Genomic DNA, 18396 nt, shown 5'->3' on the forward strand with positions numbered 1-18396 from the left:
AGTGTACGCAGAGTGATCCCCGAGATGAGGGAAGGATCCCCCTTTGGCCGCCTCGCGCACCTGTGCACCAACTGCCGCTGACATCGCCGCGCGCACCGCGTCGCGTCGCATCACCTTCGCGAAGATCGCCGAGCCCATGCAGGCTCCCAACCTCCTCGCCCTGCAGACCGAGAGCTTCGACTGGCTGGTCGGCAACGAGAAGTGGCGCGCGCGGGTGGCCGCCGCCAACGCCGTGCGGCCCGGCTCCCTGCCCGAGACCTCCGGGCTGGAGGAGATCTTCTCCGAGATCTCCCCCATTGAGGACTTCGGCGAGACCATGGCCCTGTCCTTCCACGACCACCGCTTCGAGGAGCCCAAATACACGGCCGAGGAGTGCCAGGAGAAGGACCTGACCTACTCCGCGCCCCTGTACGTCGTCGCCGACTTCGAGAACTTCTCCACCGGCGAGATCAAGTCGCAGACCGTCTTCATGGGCGACTTCCCCCTCATGACGGACAAGGGCACCTTCATCGTCAACGGCTCCGAGCGCGTCGTCGTGTCCCAGCTCGTGCGCTCCCCGGGCGTGTACTTCGAGCGCACCACCGAGAAGGCGTCGGACAAGTACGTCTACAACGTCAAGTTCATCCCCTCGCGCGGGGCCTGGCTCGAGTTCGAGATCGACAAGAACGACCACGTCGCGGTGCGCATCGACCGCAAGCGCAAGCAGGACATCACCGTCTTCCTCCTGGCCCTGGGCCTGGACGAGTCCGAGATCCGCGAGGAGTTCAAGGACTACCCGACCCTGACCGCCTCCCTGGACGAGGACCGCAAGATCACCACCCAGGACGAGGCCCTGCTCGACATCTACAAGAAGATCCGCCCCGGCGAGCCGCCCAGCGTCGAGGCCGGGCGCACCCTGCTGGAGAACTTCTACTTCAACTCCAAGCGCTACGACCTGGCCAAGGTCGGCCGCTACAAGATCAACAAGAAGCTCGGCCTGGACGCCCCCCTGACCGACTCGGTGCTGCGCATCGAGGACGTCGTCGCCGCCATCAGGTACCTGCTGGCGCTGCACGCCGGGGCCCAGAGCGTCGAGGGCGTGCACGACGGCGAGATCATCGACGTCGCCGTCGAGTACGACGACATCGACCACCTGGGCAACCGCCGCATCCGCGCCGTGGGCGAGCTCATCCAGTCCCAGGTGCGCACCGGCATGAGCCGCATGGAGCGCCAGGTGCGCGAGCGCATGACCACCCAGGACGTCGAGGCCATCACGCCCAACACGCTCATCAACATCCGGCCCGTGACCGCGGCCATCAAGGAGTTCTTCGGGACCTCCCAGCTCAGCCAGTTCATGGACCAGAACAACCCGCTGGCGGGCCTGACCCACAAGCGGCGTCTGAGCGCGCTGGGCCCGGGCGGCCTGTCGCGCGAGCGCGCCTCCATGGAGGTGCGCGACGTGCACACCTCCCACTACGGGCGCATGTGCCCCATCGAGTCCCCCGAGGGCCCCAACATCGGCCTCATCGGCTCGCTGGCCACCTACGGGCGCATCAACCCCTTCGGCTTCATCGAGACGCCCTACCGGGTGGTCAGGGACGGGCGCGTCACCGACGAGACCCACTACCTGACGGCCGACGACGAGGACCGCCACGTCATCGCCCAGGCCAATGTCGAGCTGACCGCCGACGGCCACTTCGCCGAGGACCACGTGCTGTGCCGCGTCACCGGCGGCGAGCCGGCCCTCGTGGCGGCCGACCAGGTCGACCTCATGGACGTCTCCCCGCGCCAGATGGTCTCGGTGGGCACCTCCCTCATCCCCTTCCTGGAGCACGACGACGCCAACCGCGCCCTCATGGGCGCCAATATGCAGCGCCAGGCCGTGCCGCTCATCCGCCCCGACGCCCCGCTGGTGGGCACCGGCATGGAGCGGCGCACCGCCGTCGACGCCGGCGACGTGCTCGTGGCCGACAAGGCCGGCGTCGTCACCGAGGTGTGCGCCGACTTCGTGCGCGTGGCGAACGACGACGGCACCGAGAGGGTCTACAAGGTCGCCAAGTTCCGCCGCTCCAACCAGGGCAACTGCTACAACCAGCGGGTCGTGGCCGCCGAGGGCGAGCGCGTCGAGGTGGGCACCGTCCTGGCGGACGGCCCGGCCACCGAGGGCGGCGACCTGGCCCTGGGGCAGAACCTGCTCGTGGCCTTCATGACCTGGGAGGGGCTGAACTACGAGGACGCCATCATCATCTCCCAGCGGGTGGTGGCCGAGGATCTGCTGACCTCCATCCACATCGAGGAGCACGAGGTCGACGCCCGCGACACCAAGCTGGGCGCCGAGGAGATCACCCGCGACATCCCCAACGTGTCGGAGGAGACCCTGGCCAACCTCGACGAGCGCGGCATCGTGCGCATCGGCGCCGAGGTGCGCAGCGGGGACATCCTCGTGGGCAAGGTGACCCCCAAGGGGGAGACCGAGCTGACCAGCGAGGAGCGCCTGCTGCGCGCCATCTTCGGGGAGAAGGCCCGCGAGGTGCGCGACACCTCCCTGCGCGTGCCCCACGGCGAGTACGGCATCGTCACCGGCGTGCGCGAGTTCGACGCCGCCACCGAGGACGCCGAGCTGCCGGCCGGGGTCAACCGCATGGTGCGCGTCTACATCGCCCAGCGCCGCAAGATCACGGTGGGCGACAAGCTCTCGGGCCGCCACGGCAACAAGGGCGTCATCTCCAAGATCCTGCCCGTGGAGGACATGCCCTTCCTGGCCGACGGCACGCCGATCGACGTCATCCTCAACCCGCTGGGCGTGCCCAGCCGCATGAACGTCGGCCAGGTCCTGGAGCTGCACCTGGGCTGGGTCGCCTCGCGCGGGTGGGACGCCTCCGCCGCCCGCGAGGCCGGCCGGGAGTGGGCCGAGCGCCTGCCCGAGGACGGCGTGAGGGTCGAGCCGCGCACGCCCGTGGCCACGCCCGTGTTCGACGGCGTGCGCGACGACGAGCTCATGGGCCTGCTGGGCTCCACGCTGCCCAGCCCCGACGGCCTGCAGCTGGTCCGCCCCGACGGCAAGGCCCGCCTGTTCGACGGCCGCTCCGGCGAGCCCTTCCCGTACCCGATCTCGGTGGGCTACATGTACATCCTCAAGCTCCACCACCTCGTGGACGACAAGATCCACGCCCGCTCCACCGGCCCCTACTCCATGATCACCCAGCAGCCGCTGGGCGGCAAGGCGCAGTTCGGCGGCCAGCGCTTCGGCGAGATGGAGGTGTGGGCCATGGAGGCCTACGGGGCCGCCCACGCCCTCCAGGAGCTGCTCACCGTCAAGTCCGACGACGTCAACGGGCGCGTCAAGGTCTACGAGGCCATTGTCAAGGGCGAGGACATCCCCGAGCCGGGCATCCCCGAGTCCTTCAAGGTGCTCATGAAGGAGATGCAGTCGCTGTGCCTGAACGTCGAGGCGCTCGACCACGAGGGCGCCACCATCGCCCTGGACGACACCGATGACGAGGGGCGCCGCGCCTCCGAGGAGCTCGGCTTCGACCTGGGCCGGCGCCCCGGCGGCGCCACCGCCTCCACGGTCGACGAGATCTGACTCCATCATCTATGGCGGCCCCGCCGCGGCGACGGCGGACCGCCCCACCGGATCATCCTGATGAGAACACATCGGAAGTAGGAACTGTGCTCGACGCCAATGTCTTCGATCGCATCCAGCTCGGCCTGGCGACCAGTGAGGACATCAAGTCCTGGTCCCACGGCGAGGTCAAGAAGCCCGAGACCATCAACTACCGGACCCTCAAGCCGGAGAAGGACGGACTCTTCTGCGAGAAGATCTTCGGCCCCACCCGGGACTGGGAGTGCGCCTGCGGCAAGTACAAGCGCGTGCGCTACAAGGGGATCGTGTGTGAGCGCTGCGGCGTGGAGGTCACCCGCTCCAAGGTGCGCCGCGAGCGCATGGCCCACATCAGGCTGGCCGCGCCCGTGACCCACATCTGGTACTTCAAGGGCGTGCCCTCGCGCCTGGGGTACCTGCTCAATCTGGCGCCCAAGGACCTGGAGAAGGTCATCTACTTCGCCGCCTACATGGTCACCGAGGTCGACGAGGAGGGCCGTCACGACGACCTGCCGTCCCTGCGCGCCGAGCTGGAGGTCAAGAAGAAGCACGTCGAGGAGGCCGGGCTGGCCGACGTCGAGGCGCGCGCCCAGCGCCTGGAGTCCGAGCTCGCCCAGCTCGAGGCCGAGGGGGCCGAGGCCTCCCAGCGCGACAAGCTCCGCAAGACCGCCGAGCGGGAGATGGGGGCGCTGCGCCGCAAGACCCAGCGCGCCCTGGAGCACATGGACAAGGTCTGGGACCGCTTCGTGTCCCTCAAGGTCGGCGACCTGGAGGGCGACGAGGTGCTCTACCGCGACATGGTCGCCGACTACGGCATCTACTTCAAGGGCGCCATGGGCGCCGAGGCCATCCAGGCGCGCCTGCGCACCTTCGACCTGGAGGGCGAGGCGGCCGCCCTGGCGGAGGTCGTGGCCAGCGGCTCGGGCCAGCGCAAGACCCGTGCCATCAAGCGCCTGAAGGTCATCAACGCCTTCCGCATGACCGGCACGGCCCCCGAGTCGATGGTCCTGGACAACATCCCGGTCATCCCCCCGGACCTGCGCCCCATGGTCCAGCTCGACGGCGGGCGCTTCGCCACCAGTGACCTCAACGACCTCTACCGCCGGGTCATCAACCGCAACAACCGCCTCAAGCGGCTCATGGACCTGGGCGCCCCGACGATCATCGTCAACAACGAGAAGCGCATGCTCCAGGACGCCGTCGACGCCCTGTTCGACAACGGTCGGCGCGGCCGGCCGGTCACCGGCGTGGGCAACCGGCCGCTGAAGTCCCTGTCCGACATGCTCAAGGGCAAGCAGGGGCGCTTCCGCCAGAACCTGCTGGGCAAGCGCGTGGACTACTCGGGCCGGTCCGTCATCGTGGTGGGCCCCCAGCTCAAGCTGCACCAGTGCGGCCTGCCCAGCCAGATGGCCCTGGAGCTGTTCAAGCCCTTCGTCATGAAGCGGCTCGTCGAGCTCAAGGAGGCCCAGAACGTCAAGGCGGCCAAGCGCATGGTCGAGCGGGTCAACCCCAAGGTGTGGGACGTGCTGGCGGAGGTCATCCGCGAGCACCCCGTGCTGCTCAACCGCGCCCCCACGCTGCACCGCCTGGGCATCCAGGCCTTCGAGCCCCAGCTCATCGAGGGCAAGGCCATCCAGCTGCACCCGCTGGTGTGCGGCGCCTTCAACGCCGACTTCGACGGCGACCAGATGGCCGTGCACCTGCCGCTGGGGGCGGAGGCCCAGGCGGAGGCCCGCATCCTCATGCTCTCGTCCAACAACATCCTCAAGCCCTCCGACGGGCGCCCGGTGACCATGCCCAGCCAGGACATGATCATCGGCACCTACTACCTGACCCAGACGCCCGACCCGTCCGTACCGGTCGAGCACGACGCCGAGGGCAACGAGATCGTCCCGTCCTTCTCCTCCTTCGCGGAGGCGGTCATGGCCCACGACTTCGGGCGGCTCGACGTCAACGCCACGGCGGACATCCGCTTCGAGGAGGGCATCACCGCCCCCGTCGGCTGGGAGGCGCCCGAGGGCTGGAGCGAGGGCGACCCCATCACCCTGCGCACCTCGCTGGGCAGGGCCCTGTTCAACACGGCCCTGCCCGAGACCTTCCCCTACGTCAACTACGTCGTGGACAAGAAGGCCCTGGGCAATATCGTCAACACGCTGGCCGAGTCCTACCCGCGCGTGGCGGTGGCCTCCTCGCTGGACGCCCTCAAGGCCAACGGCTTCTACTGGTCGACCTGGTCGGGCATCACGGTCGCCTTCGCCGACGTCGTCTCCCCGCCCTCCAAGCCGGAGATCCTGGCCCGCTACGAGGACGAGGCCGCCGAGATCCAGGAGCAGTTCGAGCTCGGCGCCCTGACGGAGGGGGACCGCTACCAGTCGCTCATCGACATCTGGACCAAGGCCACCGCCGAGGTCGCCGCGGCCATGCGGGAGAACTTCCCGGACCGCAACACCGTCTACCAGATGGTGGTCTCCGGGGCCCGCGGCAACTGGGACCAGATCCGCCAGCTCGCCGGCATGCGCGGGCTGGTGGCCGATCCCAAGCAGCGCCTCATCGACCGGCCCATCAAGTCCAACTACCGCGAGGGCCTGAGCGTCCTGGAGTACTTCATCGCCACCCACGGCGCCCGCAAGGGCCTGGCGGACACCGCCCTGCGCACCGCCGACTCCGGGTACCTCACGCGGCGTCTCGTCGACGTCTCGCAGGACGTCATCGTCCGCGAGGAGGACTGCGGCACCCGCAGGGGCCTGACCAAGCGGATCTTCTCCTACCGGGACGTCGACGGCGAGCGCGTCAAGGTCCCCAGCGACATCCTGGGCACCACCGTCTACGGCACGACCCTGGCGCGCGACGTCGTCGACGCCGACGGCGCGGTGGTCGTCGCCGCCGGCACGGACCTGGGCGACGCCGAGATCGCCGCCGCCATCGACGCGGGCATCGAGGAGATCACGGTCCGCTCCGTGCTGACCTGCGACTCCGCCGTCGGCACCTGCGCCGCCTGCTACGGCCGCTCGCTGGCCACCGGCAAGCGGGTGGATATCGGCGAGGCCGTGGGCATCATCGCCGCCCAGTCCATCGGCGAGCCCGGCACGCAGCTGACCATGCGCACCTTCCACACCGGCGGCGCGGCCGGCGCCGCCGACATCACCCAGGGGCTGCCGCGCGTCCAGGAGCTCTTCGAGGCCCGCACCCCCCGCGGCGAGGCCGCCGTGGCCGAGGCCGCCGGCACCCTGACCATCGAGGACGACGCCGACGGCAAGCGCCTGATCATCGCCCGCGAGGACGGCGAGGAGGACCTCGTGGTGCCCGTCTCGCGCCGTCAGCGCCTGCTCGTGGCCGACGGCGAGAGCGTCAGGCCCGGCGACGCCCTCACCGAGGGCCCGGTGGACCCCAAGAAGGTGCTGCGCCTGCAGTCCGTCTCGGTCGCCCAGCGCCACCTGGTCGACGAGGTGCAGGAGGTCTACCGCTCCCAGGGCGTGGACATCCACTCCAAGCACATCGAGGTCATCGTGCGCCAGATGCTGCGCCGCGTCACGGTCCTGGAGGCCGGCGACACCATGCTGCTCCAGGGCGACCTGGTCGACGTCATGCACTTCCGTGCCGAGAACCGCCGGGTCATGGCCGAGGGCGGCACGCCCGCCTCGGGCCGCCCCGAACTCATGGGCATCACCAAGGCCTCCCTGGCCACGGATTCGTGGCTGAGCGCCGCCTCCTTCCAGGAGACCACGCGCGTGCTCACCGAGGCCGCCATGAACGGCAAGTCCGACCCGCTGCTGGGCCTGAAGGAGAACGTCATCCTGGGCAAGCTCATCCCCGCCGGAACGGGCCTGGCCCGCTACTCCGACATCGAGGTCGAGCCCACCGAGGATGTCAAGGCGGACGTCTTCTCGCGCACCGGCCTGGGCGAGGGCGTGTTCGGCGTCGAGGAGGGCGCGGCCATGGAGGAGTACCCCTCCTTCAAGGGGGACTTCCGGGCCGACTTCTCCGACGACTTCCGCACGGGCTTCTCCGAGAGCGAGGACTACCGGTTCTGAGCGCGCCCGCCCCGTCGCGGGGCCCGAGCGGCGGCCCGCCACCTGCCCGGTGGCGGGCCGCCGCGCTGCGTCGCGGACCAGGAGCGCGTTCGTTCACCACAGCGTTGAAACAGGTCGGGTCAAGTACAATTTCTTGTACTTGATCCGATTCCGCCTGCGCATCATGATGAGGCCCGTCGCGCCGCGGGCGGGGTCGTGGAGCCCTTCCCGAATGGCGCGGCGGAGTCGGTGCACCCGCCGGAGCCCTTCCCACCTCCGGCAGCCGAGGCGAAGGAGCAACGTATGGATTCGGCTCAGGGCACGTGCGCGCGTGCGGACGACGATCGCGGTCCCGGAGCGGACGCCCCGACGGACGGCGCCGGGGATGAGTGCGTGGTCGCCGCCCCGCCTCGCGCCGAACCGGAGGACGACCGGGTGCTCGGGGCCCTGGAGGCCCTGAACGGAACCTGGTCCAGGGCGCTGGAGGAGCTGACGCTGGCCGCCCGGATGCACGATCGCATCACCGAGCTCCAGGCGGATCAGGTCAATGCGCTGCTGTCGCCGGTGGCGCGCCGCCTCATCCGCCTGCGGGAGCAGATCCTCGACGCCGCCGGACGGTGCGCGGTCGCGCCCGTGCCCAACCTCGGCGAGCAGCTGGACTTCTTCGCCGAGGGCGTGCAGGACGCTCTGGAGATGCTCGGGGTGGAGGAGGTGGCGCCCGCCGTGGGCTCGTCCTTCGACCGCTCGCGCCTGCGCGCCGTCGAACGGATCGCGACGGCGCACGCCGAGCGGGACCGGACGGTGGCCAGAACCGTGCGTCCCGGTCACGCCTTCGTCGGGGCAGGCTCGGCGCTCAAACCCGCCGAGGTCGGCGTCTACGTCTACGATCCGGGGCTCGCGCCGGAGGCGCCGGCCGAGGAGCCGACTGTGTCCGTCAAAGACGTCAGCGACCAGGGCGTCGCCCCCGCCCGCGCGGACGGGGGCGCGGACGGGGCGGAGCCGCCCGACCGCACGCCGCCCCGGCCGGGCGCGCCGCAGAACTGATCCGACTCACCCGAGAGGAAGAGAGCACATGAGCGAGGACGTCTTCGGAATCGACCTGGGGACCACCTATTCGGCCATTGCGCATATGGACGAGTACGGGCGGCCGCAGATCATCCAGAATCGCGACGGCCAGAACACCACGCCCTCCGTCGTCTACTTCGAGAGCGCATCCAATTTCGTCGTCGGCCAGGAGGCGAAGAACGGCGCGAGGGTCTACCCCGACGAGACCGTCTCCCTCATCAAGCGGGAGATGGGGGAGAAGAACGAGCGCATCTTCTTCGACGAGCCCTTCTACCCGGAGACCATCTCCTCGCTCATCCTCAAGCAGCTGGTGGCCGAGGCGCAGGAGGCGACGGGGTCAACCAGCAGCAGGGTCGTCATCACCGTCCCCGCCTACTTCGGTCTGGCTGAGAAGGAGGCCACCCGGCACGCGGGCCAGATCGCCGGGCTCGACGTGGTCGGGATCCTGGCCGAGCCGGTCGCCGCGGCCCTGTCGACGGGCATCACCTCCGCGCAGGACAAGTGCTACTTCGTCTACGACCTGGGCGGCGGCACCTTCGACTGCACCGTGCTGCGCACCGCGCAGGACACCTTCGAGGTCGTCGCCACCGACGGCAACCGCAAGCTGGGCGGCGCGGACTGGGACGAGGCCCTCTTCGACCTCGTCCTGTCCAAGTTCGTGCAGGAAAAGGGCATCGATGACGACCCGGCCGCCGACCCGGAGTTCTACCAGGGGCTCATGAACGACGTCGAGAGCGCCAAGAAGACCCTGAGCAAGAAGGAGAAGGCGCGCCTGCGCTGCAGTTACGAGGGCGTGCAGGGTGTGGTCAACGTGACCAGGGAGGAGTTCGAGGCGGCGACCCGCCCCCTTCTCAACGAGACGCTCGACATCGTCCAGCGGACCCTGGACGCCGCCACGGCGAAGGAGCCCGGGCTGAGCATCGACGAGATCCTCCTCGTCGGCGGGTCCTCCCGCATGCCCCAGGTCGCCGCGGGCCTGTCCTCCCGCTTCCCCTGGCCGCTGAGGAATACGGAGTTCGACCTCGCCGTCGCCGAGGGCGCCGCCATCTACGGCAACGGCGTGCAGCCGGCCGTCTCCGACGGCGCCGGGAGCGAGGACTCCGCCCCCGCCGCCGGCCTTCCGGGGCTGGGATCGGGCCAGGAGATCGTCCTGGACGGCCGTCAGGTCACCTTCACCAATGTGCTGTCCAAGTCCGTGGGCGTGCTCTTCTTCAACAAGGAGACCGAGGAGGACTACATCGGCTTCCTCGCCCACGCCCAGGACAAGCTGCCGATTCACACGACCATGACGGCGTTCACCATCAGGGATCACCAGACCTCGGTGGAGGTCCAGCTCTACGAGCAGTCCGGCGAGACCGAGTCCCGGGAGGTCGAGCACAACAAGCGGATCACGCCCGAGGGCGTGGACCCGAGGATCACGGGCCTGCCGGACCTGCCGGAGGGCTCCCCCATCGAGCTGACGCTGTCGATCACCAATGAGGGCCTGGCCTCCCTGCGCGCCGTGGAGCCCACCAGCGGTCATGAGCTGACTCTGGAGGCCTCCCTGTCGCCGATGCAGCCGGAGGAGCTCGAGCAGGCCCGCGGCATCGTGTCGCGGATGAGCATCAGCATCTGAGGCCGCCGCAGGGTCCGGGGGATCGCGAGGAGAGGCGATGGAATTCGACAAGCAGTACCGCAAGTCCGTTCTCACGGCGATCAGGAAGGACAAGTCCCTGCAGGCGGGCATCGACGCCGCCCTGCGGGCGATGAACGCCGATGCGGGCCTCGCGCTGCCCCCGGACCTCGACCTGCCCCTTCTCTACGGCATCGGGCCCTCTATGACCGACGCCCAGCTGGAGCGGCGGGTGCTCAGGGAGATGCCCTCGATCTGGAACAAGAACAAGCGGATGTTCCCGTTCTGCGCCCGCCTCAAGTCCATCCACGACCTCCTGGTCGAGCGCAGCCCGGTGACGAGTCAGGACTTCTGGCGCGACCAGGTGGGGCGGGCGCAGGAGATCCGCGCGCAGCGGCTGCGCGAGCTGGCGCAGGCCATTGCGGCGGACAGCGGGGCCGCCGCCATCGGGGCCATTGAGCGCCCGGTCGTCGAAGCGTTCGCCACCAGGGCCGGAGTCGATCCCGCGGCGCTCATCGAGGCCGTGGAGGCCGCCTCGGTGCGCGTCGTGACACCCCTGGAGGAGCCCCGGGTCCGCTATCTTCAGGACCGTGTCCGCAAAGAGCTGGCGAGCTCCCCGTTCCACACCCTCGTAGACGCCATCCTCGGCACCGGGTCGACGGCGGACCTGGCGCGTCCCGACCACCAGATGCCCGACTCCTTCGCGATCGTCGAGGGGTTCCGGCCCCAGGGCGGCTCGTGCGCCCGCATCGATCTGGCCCGGGCGATCGAGGCGCGCGACTACGCGTCCAAGGCGCCCACCGCCGAGGCCTCGGCGGTGAGTAAAGCCATGCGCGTCGTGCTCAATGGCGTGGACACCGAACAGGAGCTGCAGGACGCGCTCCTGATGAGCGTCATCGACTACGCCCGCCAGCTCGCCGTCAGCGCCCCCCGGCCCCAGGTCCTGGCGGCCCTGGTCAAGGCCCGCGTCGCCCCCGAGGACGCCGCCCGGATCGTCCTGCACGTCTCCGGAGGCTCGGCGGGGGCCCCCGTCGAGAACCTGGACACGGTCCGGGCCCACGTCGCGGCCCACGAGCTGGTCGCCGCCCGGGCGGTCTGGACCCGTCTGGAAGGTACTGGGGCCGACCTCAGCGGGGAGGAGGCCCAGAGCACCCTGAGGACGCTCACCGCCGAGGAGAACTCCTTCGCGCAGGCCATGGAGGACTTCCGCCGTCATCGCGACACCGACGTCCTGGCGGCGCGCGGCGCCCTGCGCCGGGCCATCGCCGTGTGCTCCGATGACGAGGAGGCCCAGCGCCTTCTGGAGGCCATGCCCCCGTCCCCCCCGCGCGCCGTCCGGGCCGGGGTCGAGAGCACCGGGGCGGTCGCGCTCAGCTGGAGCGAGCCGGCGGAGTTCACCGGCCAGGTCTCCTACCGGGTGCTGCGCCGCGAGGACCGGGCGCCCGCCGGCCCCCGCGACGGCGTCCTCGTGGCCGAGGACGTCACCGCGCTGAGCGTGGAGGATCCGGCGCCGGCGTGCGCGCGCCCCCTGTACTACGGGATCGTCGCGGTGACGCAGGGGCGGTGCTCGTCCCCGGAGACGGTTCAGGCCCTGGTGCTGCCGGCCCCCGCATCCCCCCGCGTGCACGTGGGGGAGACGGGCGCCGACGTCGCCTGGGAGCTGCCCCGGGCCGCCCTGTCCGCGGAGGCCGGGCTCGTCGGGCCCGACGGGCGGACCCGCCGAGTGGGAACGGCCTCGCGCACCGCCCTGTCCCTGAGCGGCCTGAAGACCGGCGAGCGCTACGTCCTGCGCCTGCGGGGCGTGTACTCCCTGCCCGACGGCACCCGCCGCACCGGCGCCCCCCTGGAGGTGGAGGTGATCCCTCACGGCGAGCTGCGGCCCGTCGTCGACCTGGCGGGGCGCCTGGAGGGCGGCGTCTCCAGCGGCCGCGTGCGCGCGGTCTTCACCTGGAGCGCGGTTCCGGGGGCGGAGGTCCGCCTGTACCGGTCGCGCGCGGGCATCGGTGCGGCGCCGGGCGCGCGCACGGCCCTGGACCAGATCGAGGAGCGCGGCGTGCGGATCCTGGGCACCGAGTCCGGCGACGCCGTCCACCGGGAGCTGACCGCCACCCTGCGCGCCGGCGCGCACCGGGTCGTGGCGGTGGTGGTCGACGGCGACCAGGGGCTGTGCGGCAACGAGATGGTCCTCGCCGCCGCCCCGCCAGTCGCGGATCTGCACCTGGACAGACTCGGCCAGACCGTCAGATTGTCCTGGGTGTGGCCCGACGGCGACTACGCCGTCCGGCTGCGCTGGTCCACCCCCGACTCCCGGGCCGGCCGCGAGGTGCGGCGCGCCCAGTACGACGCCGAGGGCGGCGTCGTACTGCCCATCGGGGACGCGGGCGGGCGGATCGACGTGGCGGTGGTCCCCGTCGGCCTGGCCGGGTCCGTCGAGGGCGCGGCCCAGACGCTGACGGTGCCGGCGCGCGCTCACAGGCGCATCGCCTATCACGTGACCTGGCGCAAGAAGATGCTCGGCGGCCCCAGCGCCGCGGTCTTCGCCTTCGACGGGGCCCGCGGTGGTCCTTTCGACGTCCGGCTCGTCGTGCGCGCGGGTCGTCACGCGCCGTCCTCCCGGGACGCGGGGACGGGGGCACCCCGCCGCATCGACCCGGGTTCGCCCGAGAGCCTGGTCGTGGAGGTGCCCGTCGCGCGGGGCCGGGGAACCTGGTGGGCCAAGGCCTTCTCGGCCCAGGACGGGGTCAAGCTCGTCGATCCCCCGATGAGCGAGTTGAAAGGAAACTGATATGGCGCTGTTCCGCTTCAAACAGGCCGTCTGCCCCTACTGCTACCGGCGCATCGAGTCCGGTCGGGCGGCCTTCCGCTGCAACGGCCACGCCGCCGCCGGCAAGTCCCGGTGCGCGGCCAGGCCCGATCCCGAGCGCAAGCAGGTCCTCGGCGTCGACGAGGCCGTCCTCCCCACGTGGCCCGATGAGCGGAACCCGCTTCAGCGCCACCGGCCCTTCCTCTGCCCCGACTGCCTCGGGCCGACGACGCGGGTGTGCCCGGTGTGCCACACGCCCTGGCCCTCGACCTTCACGGCGGACAGCCCCCTCATCGGCCTGGTCGGCGTGCGCGGCTCGGGCAAGACGATCATGCTCTCGGTCCTCGCCCAGGAGCTGACCACGAGCATCCAGCGGCGCTTCGACGCCGCCATCCACCCCACCGGGAACAGGAGGCTCGTCAGCCAGCTCGCGAACTGGAGGTCCGACATGGGCCGGGGCGGGCATCTGCCCAGTCAGACCGAGGCCTACCAGCACGTCTCCAAGGACCAGCGGGACTCCGCCGAGCCAGCGGTCTTCGAGTGGCAGCTCGCCGACGGCAGGAACCACCAGCGGTCCACCATCTTCTCCTTCTACGACACGGCCGGGGAGGACCTGGCCTCCATGGACCGGGCCCGGGAGCTCAACTATCTGGCGGCCACCGACGGGGTCATCCTCCTGCTAGACCCCTTCGGCTTCACCGGCAACCACGACCTGGCCCGCAGCAAGGGCGTCGACGAGGACCTCCTGCGCGACCGGCCCGAGGACGTGCTCCGCAATATCGTCGAGCTGCTGCGCCAGGCCGACAAGGTGGGCTCCCGGAAGAAGATCTCGCGGCCCCTGGCCGTCGTCGTGTCCAAGATCGACGCCTTCTTCGACTCCATCGACGAGGACAGTCCTCTGCGGCGCCCCAGCTCCGACAAGCCCTACTTCGACGAGGCCGAATCCCTCGAGGTGCATGAGCACGTGGCCATGCTGCTCGACGAGTGGTCCGGCGGCGGGCTCCTGCGCATGCTGGAGCTCAACTTCTCCACCTTCCGGCTCTTCGCCGCCTCGGCCCTGGGCGCGGAACCCGACTACGCCCGGCGCACGGCCAACCCCCGCGGCGTTCTGCCCCACCGGGTGGCGGAGCCGCTCCTGTGGCTCATGGCGCGACGCGGCTTCCTGCCCAAGGAGGGATGACATGTTCGATGTCCTGGGATACACCGACTGCCGCGCCGATCAGTCGCTCAACGGTTCCACGGGATTCCAGTTCTGCGCCGCCTCGGCGGGCGCCGGCGACGTGGAGCAGAAGATCGTCCGCCCCCGGGTGCACCACTGGGCGCACGGCCTCACGCGGATCCCGCCCGAGCAGCACCCGGAGACCTTCCGCTGCTGGACGCAGGACGGGGCGCACATCATCCTCCGGGGCCGGTCGCTGGCCCGCCGCACCGCCAGCGGACGGGACGGCAACTCCTACACCTTCGCGGCCCTGACCCGGGACGCGTGGGACATCCTGCCCGCCCGTCCCGCGCAGCTGTGGAGCGCCCCCGACTGGCCCTCCTCCGAGGTCTACGGGAGCCCCGCCCCCTGGCCCACGCCCCTGGCCCTGGACCCGGACTTCGAGCCCGAGGGGCTCCAGGCGTGGGTGCGCGAGCAGCCCTGGGCCGTCGAGCACCTGGCGCAGCTGCTGACCATGGTGGAGATGACCTCGGGCCCCGAGGCCCGCAAGCTCCTCATCGAGCACGAGGATCAGGGCGTCGTCGTGCGGTGGATCTCGCTGGCGCAGCTGACCATGTCCGATGAGGAGGCGATGGGCAGCTCGGTGCACTCCTTCGTGGAGGAGCCCGAGTCCGCCCCGGCGACCTTCGTCGGGGCCCATCCGCTCCTGTCCGACGGCGTCCGCCCCGACGCGGAGGGCTACCGGCTCTTCGACCCGCTCCACGAGCGCTGCACGCCCGTCGAGCCCAGCGGCTCCGCCCGTCGCCACGCCCAGTGGTTCCTCACCATGGACGCCGACGAGGCCCTCGCCGCGATCTCCACGAGCCGCGCCTGGGCGCGGGTCCTGCCGTCCTCCGACTCCGATGGGGCCGCGCGGCTGGCCGGCATGGTGCTTCTGGGGGTCGGGGAGCCGCGCCCCGGGGACGTCCCGGTCGCCGCCGAACTGCTGGGCGGACTGTGCCGCCAGGATCCCGATTCGGTTCCCGAGTGGGGTGAGGAGCTCGTCGGCCTCCTCCAGGCGTGCTCACCGGCCTCGGCGGACGACGTCGGCGCGGCGGGGGAGGTCATCTGGGAGCTGGACCGGGTCGGCGAGACGGGACTGGCCCGCCGGCTGGCCTCGCTGTGCCTGAGCTGGGGCGGGCGCAGGCCCGACCTCCTGGAGGCCTGGCTCGCCCGGCGCGCCGTCGGGCGCCCGCCGCTGCGCTGGGAGGGGGGCGAGGACGGCCCCCTGCGCGTGGCCGCGGACGGCGCCACCGCCCTGGCGGCGGCACTGCCCGCGGATCTCCTGCCCGAGCTGTGGACGCTCCTGGGCGATCTCGGGCTCCTGGAGTGCCTGCCGGGCCCCCGGCGCTCCCGCCTCCTGGCCGAGGCCGCCCGCGGGTGCCTGTCATCGCCCACAGCCCTGGAGCGCCTCATCGATTCCGGGCGCGGCGAGGAGGTGGCCCGCCTGGTCGCCCGGGACCTGCCCGGGCACTGGGCCCGGGGCGGCGAGGGGATCGCCGCCCTGGCCCGGGGGGAGTGGGACGCCCTTCTGTCCCGCCCCCAGGCGCTCGTGGGCGGGCCGGAACTGGACGCCTTCCGCTGGCTGCGCCAGGACCTGTCGCCCCTGCTGGAGGCACCCGAGGCGCTGGAGAACCTGTGCGCGCTGCTGCCGGCGAGCGCCTGGCCCCTGGCCGAGGCCGCCGCCAACGGCGATGAGGCCCTCGTCGAGGCCTGGCTGCGCACCCACGATCGCCTGAACGACTCCCTGGAGGCGCGGCTGGCCGAACTCACCTCCGCCGAACAGCCGGCCCATGCCCGCATCCACTGGCTCATGCTGGCGGCCCGCACCCCCGCCGGCGGGCCCCGCCCTGTGAGCGGGGCCGCGCTGCGAGGGCACGTCGAGACCTTCGAACGGCTCCAGGACGCCCTGAGGCGCTGCCGGCCCTGGGAGCAGGAGGTCAACGCGGGTCTGCGCGCGCTGCACGAGGACAGGCGGGCGCACCCCCTCCTCGTGGCCTACGCCGACACCCTGGCGAAGGCCGCCCTGCGCGCCGCCGACTACCGGGCCGCCGACGCCGTCGTGTCGGACCTGACGGAGAGGGCTCAGCGCGCGGTCGCCCACGAGCTCGACCGCATCGTGCGGGAGGGGCTGGGCAAGACGGATGTCGCGGTCCTGGAATCCGCCGTGCACCTGGCCGGGGACGAGGACTCCCCGCTGGCCGTCGCCGCCGGGGACGCCGTGGCGGCGTTCTGGAGGGACGTGCGCATGCGCGGCGTCCGTCAGAGGCTGGAGAAGGAGCTCGAGCGGCGCCGGCGCCTGGATCTGCTCGACCAGATCCGGGCGCTGGAGGGCCACTCGACGGCGGCGCGCCTGGGCAATTCGGTCCAGCGCGGGCTGCGGCGCATGAGAAGACGGGGGAAGATCTAATGGAAGACCTTATCTTTCTGGCTTTTGTTCTGGTTCTTGCCGCATTCGCCATATGGCTCACCGTCATGGCGGTGTGGGCCGCGTTCGCCCTCCTGGTGAGGATCCTCGCGTGGGTGGTCGTGTACTGCGCGGCGACGGCGGCCCTGGGACTGGTGGGCGGGCTCCTGCACGGCTTCGCCATTCCCGTTCAGGCGCTGGCGCAGGGGCGCGCTCAAATGGCGACTCCGGCGCGCATGGCGGCGGGCGAGCTCATCAAGGGCCCGCCGCCCGGGGAGAACGCCGCCCACGGGTGGGACCGGGCCTGGCCCGTGTACGTGCCCTACCAGGCGGGCTTCGACCGGCAGGCGGTCAGTGCTCTGTTGAAGGACCGCGTGCGCGCCGCCTGGGCCTTCTTCACGGGCAGGGGCCCCCGGAGCGGGCGACCCGCCGCGGACTGGAAGGACTTCCTGAGGCAGAAGGCGCTCCACGCCCTGCACTGGCTCGCCTGGTCGGCGGCGGCCCTGCCCCTGATCGGCTGCTTCATCATCGGCACGGCGACCTCGGTGCTCATCTGGCAGGTCATCATGTGGCTGGGGCAGTCCCTGGTGGCGCTTGCCAGTGCGGCGGTGCAGGCGATTCTCCGCCGGTACGAGTCCTGGTCCCGTCGCCGGGCGCACCAGTCGATGCTGTGCAGCCACTGCCTGCGCTCCTCCTCCAGCCCGGCCTACCGGTGCTCCCAGTGCAGTGCGGTGCACTACGTGGTCCAGCCCGGACCGCAGGGTCTGCTCCACCGGGTGTGCGAGTGCGGCGCCAAGCTGCCGAACACGGTCTCGGGGGCCTCTCGGAGACTGGAGGTCGTGTGCCCCTACTGCGGCCAGGACATGGCCGACGGCGCGGGGATCCGCCACGTGGTCGTGCTCCCGGTCATCGGCGCCGTCGCCGCCGGCAAGACCCGCTTCCTGCGCATGTCGGTGGTCCAGGTCGGCGACGGCCTGACGGGCCGCGGCTCTCTGAGGGCGCTGAGCACCGAGGCCAAGGCCTTCCTGAAGGACTCGCACGAGCTGGTGCAGGCCGAGCGGCGCACGGTCAAGACCCCTCACGTCATGCCCAGGGCACTGCAGTACCATGTGGTGGAGCGCGGCGGCAAGGAGATCGAGCTCAATATCATCGACGCCGCGGGGGAGTTCTTCGGGGACTGGGAGACGTCCAACGAACTGCCCTTCCTGGAGACGGCCCCCGCTTACGTCCTCCTCCTCGATCCGCTGGGTCTGAAGGACGTGCACGCCGAGTTCACTCAAACCCTCCCCGCCGATCAGGACGACATGGACATCGCCCCGCCGGATCAGATCAACGCCTACCACACGGTCATGGACCGACTGCGTGCGCAGGGCGTGGATCTGAGCAGGCGCGCACTGCTGGTCGTGGTGTCCAAGGCGGACATCCTGCGCTCCCTGCCGTGCGGCGAGACCCTGCGCGGGTCCGCCTCCTCGGACGCAGTGCGGCAGTGGCTCGCGGACAACGGCATGGACGCGGCCCTCCAGAGCTTCCGCATGGACTTCGGCACCGTGGAGTACTTCGCGTGCGACTCCATGCACCACCTGCCCCACGAGGACCCCGTTTCCCCTTGGCGGGTGGTCTCCCGCGTCGCCGCCCTCAATGACGCGGCGGCGCTCCAGGCCGAACCGGCTGAACCGGCCGGGCAACCCGCAACCGCCGACGCGACCGCCTGAAAGGGG

8 protein-coding genes are annotated in these 18396 nt (G+C 71.2%); all 8 read left to right on the forward strand.

The features are described from left to right. The first annotated feature begins 43 nt into the window (after positions 1-43). Positions 44-3565 (forward strand): DNA-directed RNA polymerase subunit beta, encoded by a 3522-nt coding sequence (rpoB, locus tag G446_RS0101260; protein ID WP_026408756.1) that lies wholly within the window; start codon positions 44-46, stop codon positions 3563-3565. Between the two features lie 86 nt (positions 3566-3651). Next, the gene (locus tag G446_RS0101265; RefSeq protein ID WP_026408757.1) at positions 3652-7614 is read left to right on the forward strand and encodes a DNA-directed RNA polymerase subunit beta'; all 3963 of its coding nucleotides are present in this window, start codon (positions 3652-3654) and stop codon (positions 7612-7614) included. Between the two features lie 282 nt (positions 7615-7896). Beyond that, the gene (locus tag G446_RS15265; RefSeq protein ID WP_051285534.1) at positions 7897-8637 is read left to right on the forward strand and encodes a nucleotide exchange factor GrpE; all 741 of its coding nucleotides are present in this window, start codon (positions 7897-7899) and stop codon (positions 8635-8637) included. A 28-nt stretch (positions 8638-8665) separates the two neighbouring features. Next, positions 8666-10273 carry an Hsp70 family protein gene (locus G446_RS0101275; RefSeq protein WP_026408758.1) on the forward strand — a complete coding sequence of 536 codons (1608 nt, stop codon included), beginning with the start codon at positions 8666-8668 and terminating at the stop codon, positions 10271-10273. Between the two features lie 37 nt (positions 10274-10310). Next, complete coding sequence (locus G446_RS0101280) at positions 10311-13055, forward strand: fibronectin type III domain-containing protein (protein WP_026408759.1); 2745 nt, start codon at positions 10311-10313, stop codon at positions 13053-13055. A 1-nt stretch (position 13056) separates the two neighbouring features. Continuing rightward, positions 13057-14253 carry a hypothetical protein gene (locus tag G446_RS0101285; protein ID WP_026408760.1) on the forward strand — a complete coding sequence of 399 codons (1197 nt, stop codon included), beginning with the start codon at positions 13057-13059 and terminating at the stop codon, positions 14251-14253. 1 nt (position 14254) lies between these two features. After that, positions 14255-16681: a GAP1-N2 domain-containing protein gene (locus G446_RS21280; RefSeq protein WP_026408761.1), complete on the forward strand. Its 2427-nt coding sequence runs from the start codon at positions 14255-14257 to the stop codon at positions 16679-16681. Further along, positions 16681-18390, forward strand: a complete 1710-nt coding sequence (locus G446_RS0101295) for a TRAFAC clade GTPase domain-containing protein (RefSeq protein WP_156916464.1) — start codon at positions 16681-16683, stop codon at positions 18388-18390. The genes G446_RS21280 and G446_RS0101295 overlap by 1 nt, the downstream gene beginning before the upstream one ends. Positions 18391-18396: the final 6 nt, after the last annotated feature.

Origin of the sequence: Actinomyces dentalis DSM 19115, from assembly GCF_000429225.1 — a bacterium.
GTDB classification, from domain to species: Bacteria; Actinomycetota; Actinomycetes; order Actinomycetales; family Actinomycetaceae; genus Actinomyces; species Actinomyces dentalis.

Coding starts and splice junctions, on each gene's coding strand:
- G446_RS0101285 (WP_026408760.1), top strand. CDS start 13,057: ATGGCGCTGTTCCGCTTCAAACAGGCCGTCTGCCCCTACTGCTACCGG.
- G446_RS15265 (WP_051285534.1), top strand. CDS start 7,897: ATGGATTCGGCTCAGGGCACGTGCGCGCGTGCGGACGACGATCGCGGT.
- G446_RS0101280 (WP_026408759.1), top strand. CDS start 10,311: ATGGAATTCGACAAGCAGTACCGCAAGTCCGTTCTCACGGCGATCAGG.
- G446_RS0101295 (WP_156916464.1), top strand. CDS start 16,681: ATGGAAGACCTTATCTTTCTGGCTTTTGTTCTGGTTCTTGCCGCATTC.
- G446_RS21280 (WP_026408761.1), top strand. CDS start 14,255: ATGTTCGATGTCCTGGGATACACCGACTGCCGCGCCGATCAGTCGCTC.
- G446_RS0101275 (WP_026408758.1), top strand. CDS start 8,666: ATGAGCGAGGACGTCTTCGGAATCGACCTGGGGACCACCTATTCGGCC.